Origin of the sequence: Nonomuraea sp. NPDC049486 (assembly GCF_040676925.1) — a bacterium.
Lineage (GTDB): Bacteria > Actinomycetota > Actinomycetes > Streptosporangiales > Streptosporangiaceae > Nonomuraea > Nonomuraea ferruginea.
The window spans coordinates 52,144-74,182 of sequence record NZ_JBFAPV010000013.1 but is presented as its reverse complement, the minus strand read 5'-3'; the positions used below and the strand labels follow the sequence as shown (position 1 = coordinate 74,182).

Annotated in this window: 18 protein-coding genes; 4 read left to right on the top strand and 14 right to left on the bottom strand. The window is 72.9% G+C overall.

Going from position 1 to position 22,039, the window contains the following annotated elements; genetic code table 11:
- Nucleotides 1-174 precede the first annotated feature (174 nt).
- Nucleotides 175-2,286 (bottom strand): family 43 glycosylhydrolase, encoded by a 2,112-nt coding sequence (locus tag AB0K05_RS32490; protein ID WP_364234237.1) that lies wholly within the window; start codon nt 2,284-2,286, stop codon nt 175-177.
- Nucleotides 2,287-2,781: 495 nt separating this feature from the next.
- Between AB0K05_RS32490 and AB0K05_RS32485 the strand changes: the two genes are divergently transcribed.
- Nucleotides 2,782-3,984 carry an erythromycin esterase family protein gene (locus AB0K05_RS32485; protein ID WP_364234234.1) on the top strand — a complete coding sequence of 401 codons (1,203 nt, stop codon included), beginning with the start codon at nt 2,782-2,784 and terminating at the stop codon, nt 3,982-3,984.
- A 1-nt stretch (nt 3,985) separates the two neighbouring features.
- Here the strand turns inward: AB0K05_RS32485 and AB0K05_RS32480 are convergent, their stop codons facing one another.
- From AB0K05_RS32480 to ureA, 7 genes are all read right to left on the bottom strand, one after another.
- Entirely contained in the window at nt 3,986-5,239 is a 1,254-nt protein-coding gene (locus AB0K05_RS32480; protein WP_364234231.1) for an MFS transporter, read from the bottom strand.
- Between the two features lie 32 nt (nt 5,240-5,271).
- Nucleotides 5,272-5,817 (bottom strand): TetR family transcriptional regulator, encoded by a 546-nt coding sequence (locus AB0K05_RS32475; protein WP_271279963.1) that lies wholly within the window; start codon nt 5,815-5,817, stop codon nt 5,272-5,274.
- 29 nt (nt 5,818-5,846) lie between these two features.
- Nucleotides 5,847-6,503 (bottom strand): sugar O-acetyltransferase, encoded by a 657-nt coding sequence (locus AB0K05_RS32470; RefSeq protein ID WP_271279962.1) that lies wholly within the window; start codon nt 6,501-6,503, stop codon nt 5,847-5,849.
- Nucleotides 6,504-6,582: 79 nt separating this feature from the next.
- A complete protein-coding gene (locus tag AB0K05_RS32465) occupies nt 6,583-7,953 on the bottom strand; it encodes an APC family permease (RefSeq protein ID WP_271279961.1) in 1,371 nt (456 codons plus the stop codon).
- A gap of 10 nt (nt 7,954-7,963) precedes the next feature.
- A complete protein-coding gene (locus tag AB0K05_RS32460) occupies nt 7,964-9,592 on the bottom strand; it encodes an amidohydrolase (RefSeq protein ID WP_364234226.1) in 1,629 nt (542 codons plus the stop codon).
- Between the two features lie 20 nt (nt 9,593-9,612).
- A complete protein-coding gene (locus AB0K05_RS32455; protein ID WP_364234223.1) occupies nt 9,613-11,292 on the bottom strand; it encodes an urease subunit alpha in 1,680 nt (559 codons plus the stop codon).
- The gene (gene ureA / locus AB0K05_RS32450) at nt 11,289-11,975 is read right to left on the bottom strand and encodes an urease subunit gamma (protein ID WP_364234220.1); all 687 of its coding nucleotides are present in this window, start codon (nt 11,973-11,975) and stop codon (nt 11,289-11,291) included. Before ureA ends, AB0K05_RS32455 begins: the two co-directional genes overlap by 4 nt.
- A gap of 153 nt (nt 11,976-12,128) precedes the next feature.
- Between ureA and AB0K05_RS32445 the strand changes: the two genes are divergently transcribed.
- Nucleotides 12,129-13,130: a LacI family DNA-binding transcriptional regulator gene (locus AB0K05_RS32445; RefSeq protein WP_187281124.1), complete on the top strand. Its 1,002-nt coding sequence runs from the start codon at nt 12,129-12,131 to the stop codon at nt 13,128-13,130.
- Here the strand turns inward: AB0K05_RS32445 and AB0K05_RS32440 are convergent.
- Nucleotides 13,116-14,324, bottom strand: a complete 1,209-nt coding sequence (locus AB0K05_RS32440; protein WP_271279957.1) for an ROK family transcriptional regulator — start codon at nt 14,322-14,324, stop codon at nt 13,116-13,118. The genes AB0K05_RS32445 and AB0K05_RS32440 overlap by 15 nt on opposite strands.
- 236 nt (nt 14,325-14,560) lie before the next feature.
- Here AB0K05_RS32440 and AB0K05_RS32435 point away from each other — a divergent pair, with 236 nt between their 5' ends.
- Nucleotides 14,561-15,151: an RNA polymerase sigma factor gene (locus AB0K05_RS32435; RefSeq protein ID WP_271279956.1), complete on the top strand. Its 591-nt coding sequence runs from the start codon at nt 14,561-14,563 to the stop codon at nt 15,149-15,151.
- Between the two features lie 3 nt (nt 15,152-15,154).
- Nucleotides 15,155-16,237 carry a CU044_5270 family protein gene (locus AB0K05_RS32430; protein WP_364234215.1) on the top strand — a complete coding sequence of 361 codons (1,083 nt, stop codon included), beginning with the start codon at nt 15,155-15,157 and terminating at the stop codon, nt 16,235-16,237.
- Between the two features lie 42 nt (nt 16,238-16,279).
- On the opposite strand, the gene AB0K05_RS32425 is transcribed toward AB0K05_RS32430, so the two are convergent.
- Genes AB0K05_RS32425 through AB0K05_RS32405 form a run of 5 tightly spaced genes read right to left on the bottom strand, consistent with a single transcriptional unit; the run spans nt 16,280 to nt 22,023 of the window.
- A complete protein-coding gene (locus AB0K05_RS32425; protein ID WP_364234487.1) occupies nt 16,280-17,326 on the bottom strand; it encodes a 2-oxoacid:ferredoxin oxidoreductase subunit beta in 1,047 nt (348 codons plus the stop codon).
- Nucleotide 17,327: 1 nt separating this feature from the next.
- Nucleotides 17,328-19,340, bottom strand: a complete 2,013-nt coding sequence (locus AB0K05_RS32420) for a 2-oxoacid:acceptor oxidoreductase subunit alpha (protein ID WP_364234213.1) — start codon at nt 19,338-19,340, stop codon at nt 17,328-17,330.
- A gap of 3 nt (nt 19,341-19,343) precedes the next feature.
- Entirely contained in the window at nt 19,344-20,492 is a 1,149-nt protein-coding gene (locus AB0K05_RS32415) for an acetyl-CoA C-acyltransferase (protein WP_364234210.1), read from the bottom strand.
- A gap of 11 nt (nt 20,493-20,503) precedes the next feature.
- Nucleotides 20,504-21,268: a crotonase/enoyl-CoA hydratase family protein gene (locus AB0K05_RS32410; RefSeq protein ID WP_271280221.1), complete on the bottom strand. Its 765-nt coding sequence runs from the start codon at nt 21,266-21,268 to the stop codon at nt 20,504-20,506.
- Complete coding sequence (locus tag AB0K05_RS32405; protein ID WP_219551448.1) at nt 21,265-22,023, bottom strand: SDR family NAD(P)-dependent oxidoreductase; 759 nt, start codon at nt 22,021-22,023, stop codon at nt 21,265-21,267. Before AB0K05_RS32405 ends, AB0K05_RS32410 begins: the two co-directional genes overlap by 4 nt.
- Between the last annotated feature and the right edge of the window lie 16 nt (nt 22,024-22,039).

Below are 22,039 nucleotides of genomic sequence, written 5' to 3'. Positions count from 1 at the left end.
GGCCTGACCAGCGTCGGTCAGCTCGGAGGGCTTGGCCCGCCCCACCGCGGCCGGGGCGACGCCGACGTGGCCCTGGTCGACGCGCTGGACCCGCTGACCTGGCGCGCGGCCATGACCTGGCTCGCGGGCAGGCCCTCCACGGCCCGGCGGCGGACCTGCCTGCGGGTCCTCGCCTCATGGCTGCGCTGGCTGTACGCGGCCGAACAGGGCCTCGAACCGCTGGCCGCCTCCGCCGCCCATCTCGACGCCTACTGCTACGCCGCACTCACCACCGGCGACGGCGTCACCGCCAGGCCGCTGGCCCAGGCGACGGTGGCCGGCAGGCGCGCCGTCGTGGCCTCCTTCTACGCGCACGCCGAGCGGACCGGCGCCGTACGGGCGCAGCGCATCCTGAACGGCACGTCCCGCCTCACCCGGGACGAACGACGCCTGCTGCGCAGGGGGATCGCGCGGCTGGCCGGTGACGGCCGGCGCGCCGAGGCGCTCGCCGTCGCCCTGCTGGAGGCCACCGGCACGTCCGCGGACGCGCTCGCCTCGCTGTCGGCCCGCGACCTGCATGCGCTGCCCGGCGACGGCCCGCCCGTCGTGCTCGTCGTGCGCGACGAGCGGGACCCGGTCGCGTACCCGATCTCGCCGCAGATCCGCCGCCTGCTGGAGGCCGAGTCCGCCGGACGGGGCGCCGACGAGCCGCTGATCAGGCGGCCGGACGGCGGTCAGGTGGAGCCCGGCTGGATCGCCGACGCGCTCACGGGCGCCGCGCGGGCCGGCGGGCTGCCCCTGCAGCGGGCCGAACTCCTGCGCCCGCACCTGCTGCGGGCGACCGGGGTGCACGGGGACGCCGGGGGCGGGTAGAGGGCGGCCGGGCGCGGCGCGTGCCGGCCGCCCTGCCGCGTCAGTAGACGTACGGCCAGCCGGCCGCGTCATAGCCGATCTTGTTGATGCCCAGCCGGGACGAGTGTCCGCCGCGTACCAGTGGTAGAAGAGGACGTCGCCGTCGGTGTCGGCGAGGACCGCCTGATGGCCGGGGCCGTGGATGTCGCCGTGGCCGGCCAGGATCTGCGTGCCGCCGCCGGCGGTCAGCGCCACCCCGTTGCGGTCCACGTACGGGCCGGTCACCGAGGTGGAGCGGCCGGCCATGACGCGGTAGGTGCTGGCGGCGCCCCGGCAGCACGCGTCGAAGGAGACCAGCAGGTAGTAGTAGGCGCCGTGCCGGTAGACGGTCGGCGCCTCGATCGCGCCGCCGTTGCGGCCGGCGATCGAGTGGACGGCCGAGCCGAGCCGCCTGCCGGTGGCCGGGTCGAGCTGGATCATCTTGATGCCGGACCAGAACGAGCCGAAGCTCAGCCACCAGCGGCCCTGGTCGTCGACGACGAGGTTGGGGTCGATGGCGTTGAAGTCGTCCGAGGTCCGCGACTCGATGACCAGGCCCTGGTTGGTCCACGACCCCGACGCCCCGCTCGTGCTGGTGGCGAGGAAGATCGCCGAGCGGTTGGAGCCGAAGGTGGAGGCCGAGTAGTACATGACGTAGCGGCCGCCGGTGTAGGTGATGTCCGGCGCCCAGAGCGTGTTGCCGCCGTTCGTGTACGGATGCGCCCACGGCACGCCGCCGGGGAAGGCGGACCCGGCGTTGCGCCAGGCCGTCCGGTCGGCCGAGGTCTTCAGCTGGATGCCCTCGCCGGTGTGGGCCAGCAGGTAGCCGCCGGCGGGAGTCTTGGCCACCTCGGGATCGTGCACGTTGACGGAGCCGGTGACGGTGCCGGGGTCGGGGTAGGAGGGCGGCGGCGTGGACGAGTCGCCCAGCTTGACGAGCTGCCACTGCTGGTTGGCGCCGTTCAGGTCGGCGTACTGCGACAGCCGTCCGCCGTCGGCGGTCGACCACTCCCAGACCTCCAGGGCCTTGCCGCTGTTGCGGTTGATCAGCTTGACGAAGCCGTTGTCGGTGTCGGCGACGCGGAACTGCTGGTTGGCGCCGTTGCGGTCGCTCCACTGGACGATGTTCGCGCCGTCGGCGGTGGAGTTGTCGCGGACGTCGAGGACCTTGCCGCTGTGGCGGGAGCGCAGGCGGTAGTGGCCGCCTCCGGAGTCGACGAACTGCCACTGCTGCCAGGCGCCGTCGTTGCGGGCCCACTGGACGATGGGCGCGCCGTCGGCCGTGGCGCGCTCGTAGACGTCCATGACCTTGCCGCTGTGCCGGTTGACCAGCACGTACCAGGCGCTGGTGTCGATCGTCGCGGCGGCCGCCTGCCCGGCGGCCACGAGGGTCTGGCACATGGCCAGCAGCGCCACGACGGCTGCCGTGAGGGCGCGGCGGGGTCTCGGTCGTGAGGAAGCGGGTCTGTTCATAGAGCGCCTCTCGATGTTAGCGCTAACATATGGCTGGGCTGTCGAGAAAGGAAGGTCGATCGAGAACTACACCACCGAGGGCCGACGTCCGCGGTGCTGGTCATCCTGGTTGTGCGCCCAGTGTTAGCGCGAACACCCGGCCGGTCAAGGAATCGCGCGCAGCCCCGCCGTACCGCAGGAACGGCGCCCGCCGCCGCCCGCGGTCCCCGCCGCCGCCCGCCACCTGCCCGTGATCCCCACGGGGGATCGCCCCGCGCGGCTCCGGTCGCCCGGCGCGGCGCGCTGAAAGTTTCACCGCTCGCGACCGTCGCACGTCCGTGCCGCCGCGCCCGTGGCCGCTAGGTCGGACAGCTGACCCCTTTTTGAGGGTTGTGCGCCTCAACCAGGCATGGAGGCGAGCAAAGTCTCAACCGTATGTCCAACGATACCGTTGAGGGCATGACTAGTGGCATCAAGGACACCGCCCATGCCGTCGAGGCCGCCGCCGTCATGCGGCTGCTCCCGGCGCGGCCGCGGGTGCTCGCGCTGGGCGAGCCGACCCACGGCGAGGAGCTCCTGCTCGACGTCCGCAACGAGCTCTTCCGGCAGCTCGTCGAGCAGGAGGGCTACACGACGATCGCCATCGAGAGCGACTGCGTGATGGGCCTGGTCGTGGACGACTACGTCGCCACGGGCGAGGGCACCCTCGACGAGGTCATGGAGCGCGGCATCAGCCACGGCTGGGGCGCGGCGGCGGGCAACCGCGAGCTCGTGCGCTGGATGCGCGCCCACAACGAGGGCCGGCCCGCGCCGGAGCGGCTGCGCTTCGCCGGTGTCGACGGCCCGATGGAGATCACCGGCCCGGCGAGCCCCCGGGAGTCGCTCACCGCTCTTCACGGCTACCTCGCGGCCCTGGTGCACGAGAGCCTGCTCCCCTGCACCGCGGAGACGCTCGACCGCCTGCTCGGCGCCGACGAGCGGTGGACCGACGAGGCGGCGATGATGGATCCGTCCCGGTCCGTGGGACGGTCGGCCGAGGCCCGCGAGCTGCGGCTGCTCGCCGACGACCTGGCGGCGCTGCTCGACGAGCGGACGCCGCACCTGATCGCGGCGACCTCACGGGACGCCTGGGAACGCGCGCGCCAGTACGCCAGAGCCGCCACCGGCCTGATGCGCTACCACTTCTGGATGGCCGACGACTCGCCGGGCCGCATGGCGCGGCTGCTGGGCGTACGGGATTCGATCATGGCCGACAACCTCCTCGCGGCCGCACGGCGGGGTCCGGTGCTGGTCCACGCCCACAACCTCCACCTGCAGCGGCACGAGGCCGCGATGCGGATGGGCGACCTGCCGCTGGACTGGTGGGGCGCCGGCGCGCTGGTGAGCGCCCATCTGGGCGAGGAGTACGCCTTCGTGGCCGGGGCTCTCGGCACGATCCGGCACCAGGGGGTGGACACCCCGCCCCCGGGCACCGTCGAAGGGCTCCTGTACGCGCTCCCGGAGGACCGCTGCCTGGTCGACGCCCGCCGGCTGGCCGCCGTCCTCGCCGATGCGCCGCCCGGGCCCCGCGAGTCCTCCTGGTTCGGCTACTTCCCCCTCGATCCGGCCCACCTGGCTCAGAGCGACGGCATCGTGTACGTCAAGGACATGCCGCCGAGGTAGGTCAGCGCGACTGGACGTGTTCCCGGTCGACCAGGGCACGGGCGAAGACGACCGTGACGAGGCCCGCCAGCACGACGGAGAGCAGTCCGGCGCGGAGGCTGACGAGGTCGGCGACGAGCCCGACGAGGAGCGGGGACAGCAGGAGTCCCCCGCGCAGCAGCCAGCTGACGACGGTCAGGCCGGTGCCGGGAGGCAGCCCCGGCAGCTCGTCGGCGGTGTGCATGGCGGCGGGGACGAGCGTCGCGAAGCCGAGCCCGGCCAGGGCGAAGCCGATCAGCGCGGTCGCGATCGACGGCACGGCGAGCGCGCCGCCCATGCCGGCGGCGGCCAGCACCCCTCCCGCCCGCGCGACGGCGCGCCGGCCGAAGCGGTCCACCACGCGGTCGCCGGTGAGGCGGCCGACGGTCATGGCGGCCTGGAAGGCCACCACGGCCAGACCGGCGGTGGCGGCGTCGGCGTGCAGGCCGCTGAGGTAGAGGGCGCCCCAGGACGCGCCGGCGTCCTCGACGAGCGCGCCGCAGGCCGCCAGCACGCCGAGCGCGGCCAGCATCCGCACGGCGGGGCCGGCGAACGAGCGCCGCCCGCCGCGGACGGGCGAGGCGGCCGGATGGCCTTCGGCGGCGGCCGGGGCGGCTGGATGGCCGTCTGCGGCGGCCGGGTCCTGGGCCTCGGCGGTGCGCTCGGCGTCCTCCGGGCCGGACAGCAGGAACCGGTAGGCGACCACGGCGACGACGCTGAACAGCGCGGCGGAGATGGCCAGGTGGATCGCCAGGGGCAGCCGGAGACCGGCGGCGGCCGCGCCCATCAGGCCGCCCAGCACCGCGCCGACGCTCCACAGGCCGTGCAGCGAGTTGACGATGGAGCGCCGGTAGAGCCGCTGGACGCGCAGGCCGTGGGCGTTCTGGGCGACGTCGACGATCGCGTCGAGAGCGCCCACGACGAACAGCACGCCGCCGAACGCGACCCAGTTCGGCACGAAGGGCAGGACCAGCGTCGCGATCGTCGTCAGGACGATCCCGAACGCCGCCACCCGCGCGGAGCGGAAGCGGCGGATGGCGGCGCCGGCGAGCAGCCCGGCCAGCAGCGCGCCCAGCGGGTATCCCGCCAGCGCGGTGCCGAAGACGGCGTTGGTCACTCCGAGGTCGGCCTTGATCTGCGGGTAGCGGGGGACGATGTTGAAGAACACGGCGCCGTTGGTGAGGAACAGCGCCGCGACGGCGACGCGGGCCCGGCGGACGGGCGCGGTGACGGACATCGGCTTTCCGATCGGGGTAGAGGGGGTGGGGGTCAGCGCAGGTAGCGCTGGATGGCGTCGCGGATCTGCGCGGGCGTCATCGGCTCGGTCGACAGCGCGTTGTGCAGCGTGAGGCCCTCGATGAGCGCGTCGAGGCCCCGGGCGGTGTCGGCGTCGAAGTGGCGCTCCAGCGCCTGGCGGCTGCGGGCCATCCATTCCTGGGTGACGGCTCTCAGGACCGGGTTGCGGGCCGCGGCCACGTACAGCTCCACCGTGAGCACGAGGTCGCGCTGTGAGCCGAGCAGGTCGTCCGAGACCAGCGTGATGACGGCCTCGACCGCCGCGTCCCGGTCACGGGCGGCCGCCATCCGCTCGTCGAACACCCGGGCCACCGTGGCGGCGTACCGCTTGAACGCCTCGGCGAGCAGTTCCTCAAGAGAGGTGAAGTGGTAGGTCGTCGAGCCCAGCGGCACGTCCGCCACCCTGGCGATCTCCCGGTGGGTCGTCCCGGCGAGGCCGCGCTCGGCGATGACGGTGAGCGCGGCGTCGATCAGCCGGTCCCGCCGGCCGGGGTCATGGCGGCGGGCGCGCCGTGGCACGGCCCCGCCGTCCCCGCCGGAGACACGACTCACCCCGCGCCCGGTCCGGAGCCCGGACCAGCGCCCGGACCAGCGTCCGTCCCTGCGCTCGGTCCCGCGCCCGGTCCGGTGTGCTCGATCGTGCGGATCACCCGGGCCGGGTTGCCGGCCGCGACCACGTTGGGCGGGAGGTCGCGGGTGACCACCGCGCCGGCGCCGACGACCGCGTTCTCCCCGATCGTGACCCCTGCCAGGACGATCACGCCGCTGCCCAGCCAGACGTTGTCGCCGATGGTGATCGGCGCGGCGGACTCCCACTTCGCCCGGCGGAGGTCCGGGTCCACCGGATGGGTCGGGGTCATCAGCTGCACGTTCGTCCCGATCTGCACGTCGTCGCCGATGGTGATCGACGCGACGTCCAGGGCGACGAGGCCGAAGTTGGCGAAGGACCGGGCGCCGACGCGGATGTGGCTGCCGTAGTCGACCCGCAGCGGCGGCCGGATCTCCGTGCCCTCGCCGACCGCGCCGAGCAGCTTGGCGAGCAGCCGCCGCCGCGTCTGCGGGTCACGGGCCGACGTGGCGTTGTACGCGTCCATCAGATCCGCGGCCCGCCGCATGTGCTCGGCCAGCTCCGGGTCGTCGGCGATGTACAGGTCGCCGGCGAGCATCCGCTCACGCATCGAGCGGCCGTCCGAATCATGCGTCATAAGGACGAGTGTACACATTATATGTACATTCGTACGTAAAGGATGTTTTCCCCGGTGGAAACGCGTCGGCGGGGGTGATCTACGTGGTCGGCACGGTGACGTCGTCGTCCCGTTCGACCTCGCCGAGGCGCAGCTCCGGCGGGCGGCGGGTGAACATCCGGGTCAGGCCGAGCAGGTAGACGAATCCGGCGCCGACCCAGGACAGCCCGACGACGAACGTGAGGCCGGACAGGCTGGTCCACAGCCAGAGGCAGAGCAGCACGCCGACGGCGGGCGCCACGCCGTACTTGACCAGGTCAGGCGGAGTCCGCCGGCCCTCGTTCACGACGTAGTGCTTGATCACCGAGAGGTTGACGAAGGAGAAGGCCACGAGCGCGCCGAAGCTGACCATGGCGGACGCCAACTCCAGGTCGATGACCAGCGCCACCAGCGACAGCGCGCCGACCGCGAGCGTGGCCAGCACGGGGTTGCGGAACCTGGGGTGCACGTAGCCGAAGAACCGCCGCGGCAGCACGCCGTCGCGGCCCATCGCGTACAGGATGCGCGAGACGCTCGCCTGCGAGGTCATCGCCGAGGCGAACGCGCCGGAGATGTAGGAGGCGGTGAAGAAGGCGGCCAGCAGCGTCCCGCCGACGTGCCGCATGACGTCCAGGGCCGCCGAGTCCGGGTCGGTGAACGACTGCCAGTCAGGGAAGGCCAGGTGGCCGACGTAGGAGATGACGATGAAGAAGACGCCGCCGGCCAGGGTCGTCAGCATGATCGCCCGGGGGACCCGCCGCCGGGGGTCGTGCGTCTCCTCCGACAGCGTGGAGACCGCGTCGAAGCCCAGGAAGGACAGGCACAGGATCGCGGCGCCGCCGAGGATCATGGACAGGTCGGTGCCGTCGCCGAAGAACGGCTCGGTGATCGACGGCATCGGTTCACCGGCGATGGCGCGCAGGGCTCCGGCCAGGAACACCACGACGAACACGACCTGGATCCCGATGAGCACGACGTTCATCCGGCTGACCATCCGGATGCCCAGCACGTTCAGCCCGGTGACCAGGGCGATCGCGCCGACGACCCAGACCCAGGCCGGGATCGCCTCGAAGGCCGCGTTCAGGTAGATACCGATCACCAGGTAGTTGATCATCGGCAGGAACACGTAGTCCAGCAGCAGGGCCCAGCCCGCCATGAAGCCCAGGTGCGGGCCGAACGATTTCTGGGTGTAGGTGTAGGCCGAGCCGGCGTACGGATGCGCCCGGACCATCCGCCCGTAGCTGTAGGCGGTGAACAGCATCGCGACGAGGGTGACGACGTACGCGCCGGGCAGGTGGCCCTCGGTCATCTCGGTGACGATCCCGTACGTGGTGAACACCGTGAGCGGCACCATGTACGCCAGGCCGAACAGGACAAGCGAGGGCAGACCGAGCACCCGCCGCAGGTGTGGGGTGGGGGGTTGGCTGGACAAGGGTTCCTCCTCAGGGGCGTTCGTAGACGACGGACCCCTCGGTGATGGTGTAGTCGACGCGGGCGTCGGCGGCCGGGCCGGCGGCGCGGGCGAACAGGTTGCGGTCGAGGACGGCGAGGTCGGCGCGGTTGCCGACGGCGATGGTGCCGGCGTCGGCGTCGTGGTTGACGTACGCGGAGCCGGCGGTGAACGCGGCCAGCGCGACGGGCAACGGCAGCGCCTGTTCGGGCAGGAACGGCGCGTTGTCCCGGTTCTCCGGGTCGACGCGGGTGACGGCGACCTCGATCTCCTCCAGCGGGTTGGCGGTGGTCACCGACCAGTCGCTGCCCATCGCCAGGGTCGCGCCGGAGCGCAGCAGGTCGCCGAAGGGATACTGCAGGTCGGCGCGGTCGCGGCCGAGGAACGGCAGCGTCAGCTCCTCCATCTGCGGCTCCATCTGCGCCCAGTACGCCTGGCAGTTGGCCGTGACGCCGAGGGCGCGGAAGCGCGGGACGTCGTCGGGGTGCACGAGCTGCAGGTGCGCGATGTGGTGCCGGCGGTCGCCGGGGCCGTTGGCGGTCCTGGCGGCCTGCACGGCGTCGAGCGCGTTGCGCACGGCGCGGTCGCCGATCGCGTGCAGGTGCGTCTGGAAGCCGAGCCGGTCGAGCTCGGTGACCGCGGCGGCCAGCAGGTCGGGTTCGACGTAGGTCAGGCCGTGGTTGGCGGTGTGCCCGCCGCAGCCGTCGCAGTAGGGCTCCAGCAGCGCGCCCGTGTAGTTCTCCATCACCCCGTCGGTCATGATCTTCACGGTGGTGGGGCGGAACCGGGCGGTGCCCGTCTCCCTCTGGCCGAGGAACTCCGGGATCTGGTCCAGCCCGCGATGCCGGTCCCACCACAGCGCGCCCACGACGCGCGCGGTGAGCCGGCCGGCGGAGTCCAGGGAGCGGTAGGCGTCCAGGGTGGCCGGGGTGACCCAGGCGTCCTGCCAGCCGGTGATGCCGAGGGAGTGCAGGTGCGCCTGGGCGTCGAGGATGGCGTCCTCCCACTCCTCGCGGGAGGGCAACGGGACGTACCGGTCGTTGAAGGAGTAGGCCGCGCCCTCGTGCAGGGTGCCGGTGGGCTCGCCGGTCCGCGGGTCGCGTTCGATCCGGCCGTCGGGCGGGTCGGGGGTGGCTGCGGTGATCCCGGCCAGCGCGAGCGCGGCGGAGTTCACCCACGCGCCGTGCACGTCCCGGTTGAACAGGAACACCGGGCGGTCCGGCACGATCGCGTCGAGGTCCTCCTTGCGCGGGGTGCCGCCGGGGAAGTACTCCATCGCCCAGCCGCCGCCGACGATCCAGGGCCGGTCCGGCTCCCCCGTCGCGTAGGCGGCGACGCGGTCGAGGTAGGCCTGCCGGCCCACCAGCCCGTTGAGGTCCACGTTCAGCCGGTTGCGGCCGGCGAACGGCGCGTGGACATGCGCGTCCTGGAAGCCGGGCAGCACCATCCCGCCGCGCGCCTCGATCACCCGGGTGCGCGGGCCGACCAGCTCGCGGACGGCGGGCTCGCCCAGCGCGACGATCCGGTCCCCGCGCACGGCCACCGCGTCGGACCAGCTCCGGGCGGCGTCGACGGTGTAGACGTCGGCTCCGACGATCACGAGATCGGCGTGTGGGGTCACTCGGTGCACCTTCTTCGGGGTCAGAGGAAGTACAGGCGGGACAGGGACACCTGCTCGGCCGGTGCGGAACTGATGGGCTCGCCGTCCAGCCGGACGGCGCCGGTGCGCGGGTCGACGTGGACGTGGCCGGTGCGGGCGTTGCGCACCATGTCGGGCAGGCCGATGCCGCGCGTGCCGCGTACGGGGACGCGGCGGCGGCGGGTGGGCAGCAGATCCGACCCCGCCTCGGCGGCGGCCCGGCTGACGAAGGCGACGGCCAGCTCGGCGGGGGCGGCCCCGTACCCGCCGAACTGCGGGCCGAGGACGAGCGGCTGCGCCTCGTCCACCGCCGCGTTCGGGTCGCCGGTCACGCCCCAGGCGGGGAACCCGGCCTTGAGCACCAGTTGCGGGGTGGCGGCGAACCTGGCCGGCTCCCAGAGCACGAGGTCGGCGAGCAGGCCGGGCCGCAGCGAGCCGATCTCATGGCCGAGCCCGTGCGCGAGCGCCGGGTTGACGGTGAGCTTGGCCAGGTAGCGCAGGACCCGGGCGTTGTCGTGGCGGTCGTGCTCGGCCCCCCGCTCGGCCTTCATCTTCGCGGCCAGGGCGAAGGTCCGCCGGACCGTCTCACCGGCCCGGCCCATGCCCTGGGCGTCGGAGGAGGTGATGGGTATGACGCCGAGGTCGTGCAGCACGTCCTCGGCTCCCATGGTCTGCTCGCGGATCCGGTCGCGGGCCATCGCCTCGTCGCAGGGCAGGTCCGGAGAGAGCCCGTGACAGGAGACGATCATGTCGTAGTGCTCGGCGACGGCGTCCCGGCCGAACGGCAGCGTCGGGTTGGTGGAGGAGCCGATGACGTGCGGCTGCCCGGCCAGGCTGAGCACGTCGGGCACGTGACCGCCGCCGCAGCCCTCGATGTGGAAGGCGTGGATGGTGCGCCCGTCCAGCACCGCCAGCGTGTCACGTACAGACAGGCTCTCGTTCAGCCCGTCGGTGTGCAGCGCGACCTGCACGTCGTGCTCCTCGGCCACCCGGAGCGCGGTGTCCAGCGCGCGGGCGTGCGCGCCCATGTCCTCGTGCACCTTGAACCCGCAGGCGCCGCCCTCGGCCAGCGCCTCGACCAGCGGCTCGGGCCGCGACGAGGAGCCGCGGGCGAGGAACCCGACGTTGACCGGCCAGGCGTCGAACGTGGCGAAGGCGGTGCGCAGCGCCCACGGCGAGTTCACCCCGACGCCCCACACCGGGCCGAACTCCTGGCCGAGGATGGTGGTCACCCCGGAGGCGAGCGAGGCCTCCATCACCCGCGGCGACAGCAGGTGCACGTGCGTGTCGATCACTCCCGCGGTGGCGATCAGGCCTTCGCCGCTGATGATCGTGGTGCCGGTGCCGGCCACCACCTCGACGCCGTCGAGGGTGTCGGGGTTCCCCGCCCGCCCGATCGCGGAGATGCGGCCCTCCCGGATCCCGATGGAGGCCTTGCGCACCCCGAGCAGCGGGTCGAGGATCAGCACGTTGGACACGATGAGGTCGCACGTGTCGTGGGTCGAGGTGGCCTTCAGGTGCAGGCCGTCGCGGGCGGTCTTGCCGAAGCCGGCGAGGAACTCGTCCCCGCGCCGCTGCGCGTCCGCCTCGACCTCCACCACCAGCCCGGTGTCGCCGAGCACCAGCCTGTCCCCGGTGGCCGGCCCGTACACCGCCGCGTAGCCGCCGCCGTTCACGGTCACTCCGATCCCAGGTAGCCGCAGGCCCGAGCGCGTTCCAGCGCCGCCTCCCGGGCGCCCGGGGCGTCCAGCGGCCCGTCCACGAGGCCGGCGAAGCCGACCACCACGCGCGCGCCGCCGATCGGCGCCAGCCGCACCCCGGTGGTCTGGCCGGGGTCGAACCGCGTCGCCGTGCCCGCCGGCACGGCCAGGTGCCGCCCGTAGGCGGCGGCCCGGTCGAACCGCAGCCGCGGGTTCACCTCGAAGAAGTGGAAGTGCGAGGTGACGCTGATCGGCACCGCCGCCGTGTTGGTGACCAGGACCGTCACGACCTCGTCACCGTACGGCTCGGGACGGTCCGCCCCGGGCAGCAGGGCGCCCGGCCCGGCCGGGTCGGGCGCCGCCGGGCCGAACGGGGCGGTGACCACGGCCAGCCGGGTCCCGTCGTCGAAGACCGCCTCGACCTTCACCTCGGTGACCACGTTGATGACGCCGGGCAGCACGTCCTCGTGGGTCAGCACGGAGCGCCCGGCGGCGATCGCCTCGCTCAGCCGCCGGCCGTCACGGGCCGCCTCGCAGACCGTGTCCGCGATCAGCGCGGTGGCCTCGGGCACGTTCAGCCGCAGGCCCCTGGCCCGCCGCGCCCGCGCCAGCTCCGCCGCGGTGAACAGCAGCAGCCGGTCGCGTTCCGCAGGAGTGAGATGCACGACGACCGCCTCCATGACCTGTAGGAATCCGCCGAGGTGGGCATGATTAGAACACGTACAGGAACGTTCCTGCAATGGTCTGGAGAAACGTTCCTGCACAGGCGCGGGAACCACGGCCGCGACCGCCGTCGCGCGGGAGTACGGTTGCCCTTGATGAACGCGCCTCGACCGATCACCTTGCAGGACGTGGCCCGCGCGGCGGGGGTGTCGACGACGACCGTGTCCGACGCCCTGAGCGGCCGGGGCCGGCTGCCCGCCGCGACGCGCGAGCGGGTGGCCGCGGTCGCCCGCGACCTGGGCTACGTCGCCAACCGGAGCGCCCGCAATCTGCGCAGGGGCCGCACCGGCGCCATCGGCCTCTACTTCCCCGGCCGCACGATCGGTCTCGAGTACTACATGCACCTCGCGATCGGCGCCGCCGAGGAGGCGCTGGCCCACGATCTGGCGCTCACGCTCATCCCGGCGACGAAGGATCCGGGGCGCGCGCCGTCCCTCCACCTCGACGGCGTGGTGGTCTCCGACCCCGTGCTCGGCGACCCGATGCTGGAGACGCTGACCGGCCTGCGCGTGCCGATCGTCACCTGCGAGCGCGACCTGACGCCGGGCGCCCGGCACGCGGGCCGGGTCGAGTCCGACCACGCCGCGGCGACCCGCACGCTGCTCGGCCACCTGTCCCGTCACGGCGGCCAGATCGCGATGCTCTGCCCCGGCGAGGAGACCGCGTTCGGCCTGGACATCCGCACCGCCTACCAGAGGTGGTGCGCCGAGACCGGCCGGACGCCGCTGGTCTACGACGTGCCGCTGGTCTGCGAGCCGCAGGACGTCAGCCGCGCCGTGGCCGAGGCCCTGCGGGCGCCCGGCGGCGTCGAAGCGATCGTCTCCGTCCCCGACGGCGGCGCGAACAGCGCCGTGCAGGCCGCCTTCCAGCAGGGCCGCCACGTGCCCGGTGACCTGCGGGTGGCCTCGTACGTCGACAGCCCTTCCCTGCGCGGCCTGGCCACCCCCATCACCGCGATCGACATCGCGCCGCGCGAGATGGGCCGCCGGGCGGCGCGGATGCTCGCCGACCTTCTCACCGGCGCCGTCGCGCCGGGCGCGGTGGAGGTCCTGCCCACCCGGCTCATGGTGCGGGCCAGCACCTCACCGGCGGGCTGAACACGGCGCGGTACGGGCGAGCACGCCCAGCGGGTCGGCCAGCAGGCCGGAGAAGCCGAGTTCGGCGGCGCCGGCCAGCGTGGCGTCGTAGCCCAGGGCCGACGTGCGCAGCCGTACCCGCTCCCGGGCGACGGGCAGCGCGTTGGCGGCGATGCGGGCGCGCACCTGTGCCGCCATGCCCGGATAGATCTCGCGCAACGTACCGCCGAAGATGACCATGCCGGGGTTGAAGAGGTTGCACAGGTTCGCCACCCCGATGCCGAGCCAGTCGCCGATCCGGTGCAGCGCCTCCTGGGCCGCCGGATCGCCGCGGTCGGCGTCGTCCGCCACCGCCCGCACGGCGTCGCGGCCGAACAGTTCGGCCGGTCGCCCGGCGGCGTCGAGCAGGGCCCGCTCGCCGACCTCCGCCTCCAGGCAGCCGTGCGAGCCGCAGCCGCACGGGCGCCCGTCGTACGGGTTGACCACCATGTGCCCCAGCTCGCAGCCGTATCCGCTGTCGCCGTCGAGCAGCTTGCCGCCGACGATGATGCCGCCGCCCACGCCGACGTCACCGTGGAGGTAGATCAGGTTCTGGAAGTTCGCGCCGGCTCCGCGCTGCTGTTCGGCGAGCGCGCCGAGATGCGCCTCGTTCCCCACCGACACCGGCAGGCCGAGCCCGAGGCGGCGCCCGAGCTCGGCGCCGAACGCCTGGTCGACCCAGCCCAGGTCGGGCCCGAAGCGCACCATGCCGTCGCCGGGCCGGATCATCCCGCAGTAGGACGCGCCGACCCCGACGCACAGCGCGTCAGGAGGAGCCTCCCCGTGCAGCCGGCGACCGAACTCGGCGAGCACCTCGACCACGCGGTCGAGGTCCGCCCCGGCGCGCGGGCGGACCGCCTCCCTGCGGTCGAGCACGATCCCGCCCAGCGCGACCCTGGCGGCGACCAGTCTGTCCACCGCCACGTCGAAGGCCAGCACGTACGCCCGGCCCGACTCGGGCCGGACCACGAGCGACGGCCGCCCCGCCCGCCCGGTGCCCTGGGGAAGCTCCTCGCGCACCAGGCCGGCCCTGGTGAGCTCCGCTATCAGCGCCATGATGGTGCTGCGGTTGAGCCGCATCCGCTCGCTCAGCGCCGTACGGGAGACCGAACCGCCCAGGTGCACGTGTCGGAGCAGGGTGCCGACGTTGTTCCGGCGGATCTCCTCCTGAACCAACCTGACCTCCGCGATCGTCCGGCTTCCCAGTATCGCGGAGTATGCCCCGGAAGTGTGATCTTCGGCACCCGGACGGCCAGGGCGGCCGGTCCTCCGCCCGCCCCGCGGATACAGTGACCTGCCGTGGCCGGGGGCGCGACGGGACGCCGATCGTCGTCACCGTCCGGAGGGCACCGCGAACAAGAACGCCCGCATCGGGCAATCAGCGCCGACCCTCTTCTCGAGAAAGGCGCCGGATGCATGACCCTTCGTACCCCGCCACACGGCTGGCCGCGGAGCCGGACGACGCGTCGGTCATCGCGAACTCCCGGCACGAGCCGGAGTGGTTCTCGGTGATCTTCGACCGGTACTTCACCGCGATCCACCGCTACGCCGCCGCCCGGCTGGGGTCCGGCGCCGCCGACGACGTGGCAGCGGAGACGTTCCTGGCCGCGTTCGACCAGCGCGACCGCTACGACCTGACCCGCCCGGAGGCCAGGGCCTGGCTGTACGGCATCGCCACCAACCTCATCGGCCGCCATCGCCGCGGCGAGCTCCGCCTCTACCGGGCACTCAGCCGTTCGGCCGCCCGCGACGACGTGGAAGGCCACGCCGACCGCGTCACCGACCGGGTGACCGCCGAGCAGCTCAGCCCCCGGCTGGCGCGCGGCCTGCAGGGCCTGTCCCGGGGCGACCGCGACGCGCTGATGCTCGTGGCCTGCGCCGGCCTCAGCTACGCGGAGACCGCCTCGGCCCTGAACATCCCGATCGGCACCGTCAGCTCCCGGGTGAACCGGGCCAGGGCCAAGCTGCGCGAGGCACTGGGTCACGTGGCGAAGGAGGTCTGAATCATGGACGAGCTGCAGGAACTGCGCCGCTATCACGACGCGCTGCCGGAGACCTCCGCGGAGACCATCGGCGCGGCCCGGTCCCGCCTGGCGGATCACGCGCGAAGGCGTCCGCGGGCCCGCCGCCGGCCGGTGTGGGGGCTCGGACTGGCCGGGGCGGCCGCGCTGCTCGCCGTGGCCACGACCATGGTTCCTGGCGTCACCCAGGAGAAGGGCGGCGAGGTCGCCGGGGCGCGGCACTCCCCCGCCGTCACCGAGCTCCGGTTGCGACCGGTGGCGAACGCCCAGGATCTGGCCGACAACGCGGCGGTGCTGGCCTCCGGCGAGCCCGGATGGAGCGCCGGCCCCGAGCAGTGGGGCTACGTGAAGAGCCTGCGGGCCCGGACACGGCTGGACGGCGGGCGATGGCTGATCGGCAGGCCGGAGGTGACGAGCACCCACGAGCAGTGGCGGCGGCTCGACGACAAGGCGTTCGCCACCGTCGAGAAGGGCAGGCTCAAGGTCTCCAAGGGGTCGGAGTTCGAGGTGACCTACCCCTACCTGCTCTCCCTGCCGGCCGACGCCGGCCCCCTGCTGGCCCGCGTCTACCAGACCGTCGACACCGAGAACGCCAGGAATCGCGCCTCCTTCCTGCGCTCGGCCCGGGAACGTGCGGAGAACAGGGGCAAGACCCCCGAGGAGGCGAAGCGGCTGGCCGAGGAGTCGCTGCCCGCGTTCACCTCCCAGCACCGCGACCGGTGGGCGTTCCAGCTGATCGCGATGGGCATGAGGGAGACCGCGCTGCCGCCCAGGCTCCGTGCCGCCATGTACGGCGCGCTGGCGAAGATCCCGGGCGTCCGCTACGAAGCCGAGGCATCCGACCTGCTCAAGCGCCGAGGCGTCACCCTCTACCACGTCCTGGACGGCTACCTGCGCGACGAGATCTTCATCGATCCGAAGACCTACGAGTATCTGGGCTACCGCACCCTCCTGGTCCAGGACCACGAGGACAGGCCTTTCGGGACCATGAAGAAGGGCGAGATCCATGACTGGGACGCCCTGATCGCGGCGGCTGTCGTCGACAAGCCGGGGCAGCGGCCCGGCTGACTCCGCGTGGACCGTGGGGCTCGCCCTACATCCCCGGCGGACTCAGCCGATGCGCCAGGTGTCGCCGCCCATCAGCAGATCGGCCAGATCACCCTGGCCCTTCTGTGTCACCGCTTCGTCGAGCTGGCTGGTCATCAGGGTGTCGTAGGCCGGGCGGTCCACGCTGCGGAAGATCCCGATCGGGGCGTGGTCGAAGGCGGGTTCGTCCAGCCGGGACAGCGCGAACGCCACCGACGGGTCGGGGTTGTGCGCGTCGTGCACCAGGACCCGGTCCTCCTCCACGCTGTCGCGGGGGACCACGTCCAGGCTGCCGTTCGCGGCCCGGATGACCGCCTTGGAGGCCGAGGCGATCGGCCGGCCGTGTTCCAGCTTCAACGTGATGTCGTCGCGCAGCTCCGGGTCCTTCAACGGCTCGAAGGCGTTGTCGTTGAAGATGTTGCAGTTCTGGTAGATCTCCACCAGGGACGCGCCCCGGTGCGCGGTCGCCTCCCGCAGCACCGCCTGCAGGTGCTTGCGGTCCGAGTCCAGGGTGCGGGCCACGAACGACGCCTCGGCGCCGAGGGCGAGGGAGATCGGGTTGAACGGCTTGTCCAGCGATCCCATCGGGGTGGACTTGGTGATCTTGCCGACCTCGGAGGTGGGCGAGTACTGGCCCTTGGTCAGCCCGTAGATGCGGTTGTTGAACAGCAGGATGTTGAGGTTGACGTTGCGGCGCAGCGCGTGGATCAGGTGGTTGCCGCCGATCGACAGGGCGTCCCCGTCACCGGTGATCACCCACACGCTCAGGTCCGGCCTGGAGGCGGCCAGCCCGGTGGCGATCGCGGGGGCGCGGCCGTGGATGGAGTGCACGCCGTAGGTGTTGAGGTAGTACGGGAACCTGGAGGAGCAGCCGATCCCGGAGACGAACACGATGTTCTCGCGCTTGAGTCCGAGTTCGGGCAGGAAGCTCTGGACGGCGGCCAGGATGGCGTAGTCGCCGCAGCCCGGGCACCAGCGCACTTCCTGGTCGGACTTGAAGTCCTTCAGGCTCTGCTTGGTGTCGGTCTTGGGCACCAGCGACAGGCCCTTGCCGTTGACGAGCCCGTTCATGTCAGTCACTGCCGTTCACCTGCTGATCATCACGGTCGATCACGTCCTGGATCACTGCGGCCAGTTCCTCGGCCTTGAACGGAAGCCCGCGCACCCGGTTGTAGCTGATGACGTCGACCAGGAACCGGGCCCGCAGCAGCAACGCCAACTGGCCCAGGTTGATCTCCGGCAGCAACACCTTCTCGTAGCGCGCCAGGACGTCACCGATGTTGGCCGGCAGCGGGTTCAGATGCCGCAGATGCGCCTGGGCCACCTTCCCGCCCGCCGCCCGCACCCGCCGCACCCCAGCGGCGATCGCACCGTAGGTGGAACCCCACCCGAGCACCAGCACCCGTGCACCACCAGACCCAGACCCAGACCGGCCAGACCCGGCGTGAGCGCGGGACCTGCCGGGCCCGCCAGGACCGCCGGGCCCGCCGGGCCCGCCTGGGACATCGGGGTCGTGAGGGTCGTCGGGGTTGTCGGTGACGTCGAGATTGTGCGGGTCGTGGGGGTCGTCGACCTGGAGATCCGGCACGTCGATGCCGGCCACCTTGGCCGCACGCAACCGCACCATCCGGTCATGATTGTCCGGATCGTAGGAGATGTTCCCGGTGCCGTCGGCCTTCTCGATACCACCGATACGGTGCTCCAACCCCGGCGTGCCCGGGATCGCCCACGGCCGCGCCAAGGTGTCCGGGTCCCGCTGGAACGGCAAGAACGCCCCGTCCTCGCCGTTCGGCTCGGTCGTGAACGGCACACTGATGTCCGGCAGCGCGGACACCTCCGGCAGCCGCCACGGCTCCGAACCGTTGGCCAGATACCCGTCCGACAACAACATCACCGGCGTCCGATAGGCCACCGCGATGCGGGCGGCTTCCACCGCCGCGTCGAAACAATCGCTGGGCGACATCGGCGCGATGACCGGCACCGGCGACTCGCCGTTGCGGCCGAACAACGCCATCAGCAGGTCGGTCTGCTCGGTCTTGGTCGGCATCCCGGTGGAAGGGCCGGCCCGCTGCACGTCCACCACGATCAGCGGCAACTCCGTGGTCACCGCCAGCCCGACGGTCTCGGCCTTCAACGCCACGCCCGGCCCGGACGTCGTGGTCACCCCGAGCGCGCCGCCGAACGCCGCCCCCAGCGCCGCACCGACACCGGCGATCTCGTCCTCGGCCTGGAAGGTGCGGATGCCGAACTGCTTGTGCTTCGACAGCTCGTGCAGGATGTCCGAGGCCGGGGTGATCGGGTAGGAGCCGAGGAACAGGGGCAGCCGGGCTTGGACGGCGGCGGCGATCAGGCCGCAGGCCAGCGCCTGGTTGCCGGAGATGTTGCGGTACACGCCCGGCGCCAGCCGGGCCGGCTTCACCTCATACGAGACCGAGAACGACTCGGTGGTCTCGCCGAAGTTCCAGCCGGCCTGGAAGGCGGCGATGTTGGCCTTGGCGATCTCCGGCTTCCGCGCGAACTTGGTCTCCAGGAAGCTGATGGTCTGCTCGGTGGGCCGGTGGTAGAGCCAGGACAGCAGGCCGAGCGCGAACATGTTCTTGGCGCGTTCGGCGTCCTTCTTGCTGATGTCGACGTCTTCCAGCGCCTTGACCGTCAACGACGTCAAAGGCACCGCGTGCACCCGCCACTCGGCCAGCGACCCGTCCTCCAGCGGGCTGGCCGGATAGCCGACCTTGGCCAGGTTGCGTTTGGTGAACTCGTCGGTGTTGGCGATGATGTCGGCGCCGCGCGGCAGGTCGGACAGGTTGGCCTTGAGCGCGGCGGGGTTCATCGCGACCAGGACGTTGGGGGCGTCGCCGGGGGTGAGGATGTCGTGGTCGGCGAAGTGCAGCTGGAAGCTGGACACGCCGGGCAGGGTGCCGGCCGGGGCGCGGATCTCGGCGGGGAAGTTGGGCAGCGTGGACAGGTCGTTGCCGAACTCGGCGGTGCCCGCGGTGAACCGGTCACCGGTGAGTTGCATGCCGTCACCGGAGTCACCGGCGAACCGGATGATCACCCGATCGAGCTGCCGAACCTGCTTGATCACAGCTCAGACCGCCTCGATGATCGTGGCGTTGGCCATGCCGCCGCCCTCGCACATCGTCTGCAGGCCGTAACGCAGGCCGTTGCGGCGCAGGTGATGGACGAGCGTGGTCATCAGCCGCGCGCCGGTCGCGCCCAGCGGATGGCCGAGCGCGATCGCGCCGCCGAGCGGGTTGACGCGATCGGCCGGGGCGCCGGTCTCGCGCTGCCAGGCCAGGACGACCGAGGCGAAGGCCTCGTTCACCTCGAACGCGTCGATGTCGCCGAGCTTGAGCCCGGCCCGGCGCAGCACCGCCTCGGTGGCCGGGATCGGGCCCGTGAGCATGAGCACCGGGTCCGAGCCGACGACCGCCATGCTGTGCACGCGGGCCAGCGGCGTGAGCCCGAGCCTCCGTACCGCGTCGCCGGAGGCGATCGCCAGCGCGGCGGCGCCGTCGGAGATCTGGCTGGAGGTGGCGGCGGTCAGCCGGCCGTCGGGGACGAGCGGCTGGAGGGTCGCCATCTTCTCCAGGCTGGTCGCGGGGCGCGGGCCCTCGTCGGCCTCCAGCCCGGCGACCGGGACGATCTCGCCGGCGAAGAGCCCGGCGCCGGCCGCCGCGGCGGCCCGCTGGTGGCTGGTCAGCGCGAACTCCTCCATGGCCGCGCGGCTCACGTCCCACTTGGCGGCGATCGTCTCCGCGCCGCGGAACTGGCTGATCTCCTGGTCGCCGTAGCGTTCCGCCCACTTGCGGCCGCCCCGGGGCATGCCCATGCCGGCGTCGGCGCCCACGATGGCGGAGGAGGCGATCGGGATCAGGCTCATCACCTCGACGCCGCCCGCCACCACGAGATCCTGCGCGCCGGACGCGACCGCCTGCGCGGCGAAGTGGACCGCCTGCTGGGACGAGCCGCACTGCCGGTCGACGGTGGTGCCGGGCACCGACTCGGGCAGGCCGGCGGACAGCGCGACGACCCTGGCGATGTTGGTCGACTGGGCGCCGATCTGGCTGACGCAGCCGAAGACGACGTCGTCCACGTGCTCGCCGGCGATGCCGGCGCGGTCCAGCAGCGCGGCCACGACCTCGGCGCCGAGGTCAGCCGGGTGGACGCCGGACAGTCCGCCGCGGCGGCGGCCCACCGCGGACCGCACCGCGCCGACGATGAAGGCTTCTCGCATGGTTTCTCCTGTCAACGTCCCTGCCACACGGGAGCCCGCTTCTCGGTGAAGGCGCGGGCGCCTTCGCGGGCGTCCTCGGAGGCACGGACGGGTTCCGATATCTCGCGCTGACGGTCGAACGCCTGCTCGGGCGGCCAGTGCGCGGACTCGGTCATGATCTTCTTGCTCGCCGAGACGGCCAGAGGGCCGTTGGCGGCCACCGCCCGCGCCAGTTCGAGCGCGGACGCGACCGCCCCGCCCTCGGGGACGAGCCGGTTCAGCAGGCCGTGGGCGGCGGCGTCGGCGGCGCTCAGCCGCCTGCCGGTGATCGCCAGCTCCATGGCCAGGTGGTAGGGCAGCCGGTGCTGCAGCCGCAGCAGCGCGCCGCCGGCGGCGACGAGCCCGCGCTGGACCTCGGGCAAGGCGAACACGGCCGACTCCGCGGCCACGATGAGGTCGCAGGCCAGCACGATCTCGAACCCGCCGGCCAGCGCGTAGCCCTCGACCGCGGCGATGAGCGGCTTGCTCGGGGGGCGCTCGACCAGACCGGCGAACCCGCTCCTGGCCGTCGAGGGACGCTCGCCGCGCAGGAAGCCCTTCAGGTCCATGCCGGCGCAGAAGGTGCCGCCCGCGCCGGTGATGACGGCGGCACGCAGACTGGGCGCCTCCTCGTACGCGTCGAGGGCCTGTTCGATGCCCTCGGCGACGGCGAGGTCGACGGCGTTGCGGGCCTGCGGCCGGTTGATGGTGATGAGCCGCACCGGGCCTTCGTCGGCCACCAGGACGGGGGCGCTCATCGGGGAGCCATCCTGATCGCGCCGTCGAGCCGGATCGTCTCGCCGTTCAGCATCGGGTTGGCGATGATGTGCTCGGCCAGGGCCGCGTAGTCGGCGGGGTCGCCGAGCCTGCTGGGGTGCGGCACGGCCGCGCCGAGCGAGGCGCGCACCTCCTCCGGCAGCCGGCCGAGCATCGGGGTGTCGAACACGCCGGGGGCGATGCTGCACACGCGGATGAGCCGCCGCGACAGGTCGCGGGCCGCCACCAGGGTCATGCCCACCACGCCGGCCTTGGAGGAGGCGTAGGCGACCTGGCCGATCTGTCCCTCGTAGGCGGCGACGGAGGCGGTCAGCACGCACACGCCGCGCTCGCCGTCCACCGGCTCGGTGGCGGACATGCGGGCCGCGGCCAGCCGGATCACGTTGTACGAGCCGATCAGGTTGGTGGTGACGATGCGGGTGTAGTCCTCCAGCGAGCCCGGGGCGCCTTCCCTGTCGACGACGCGGACCGTGCCGCCGCGGCCGGCGCAGTGCACGAGCGCGCGCAGCGGGCCGAGTCCGGCGGCGGCGTCGAGGGCCGACGTCACCTGCTCGGGGTCGGTGACGTCGGCGGGCGCGAACCGGCAGCCGAGGTCCGCCGCCACCTGCTCGCCGGGCGAGCCGGGGAGGTCGGCGATGACGACCTTCGCGCCGCCCCGGGCGAGCCGGGTCGCGGTCGCCAGGCCGAGCCCGGACGCGCCGCCGGTGACGAGCGCGACGGATCCTTCCACTTTCACGGTGATGAACTCCTGT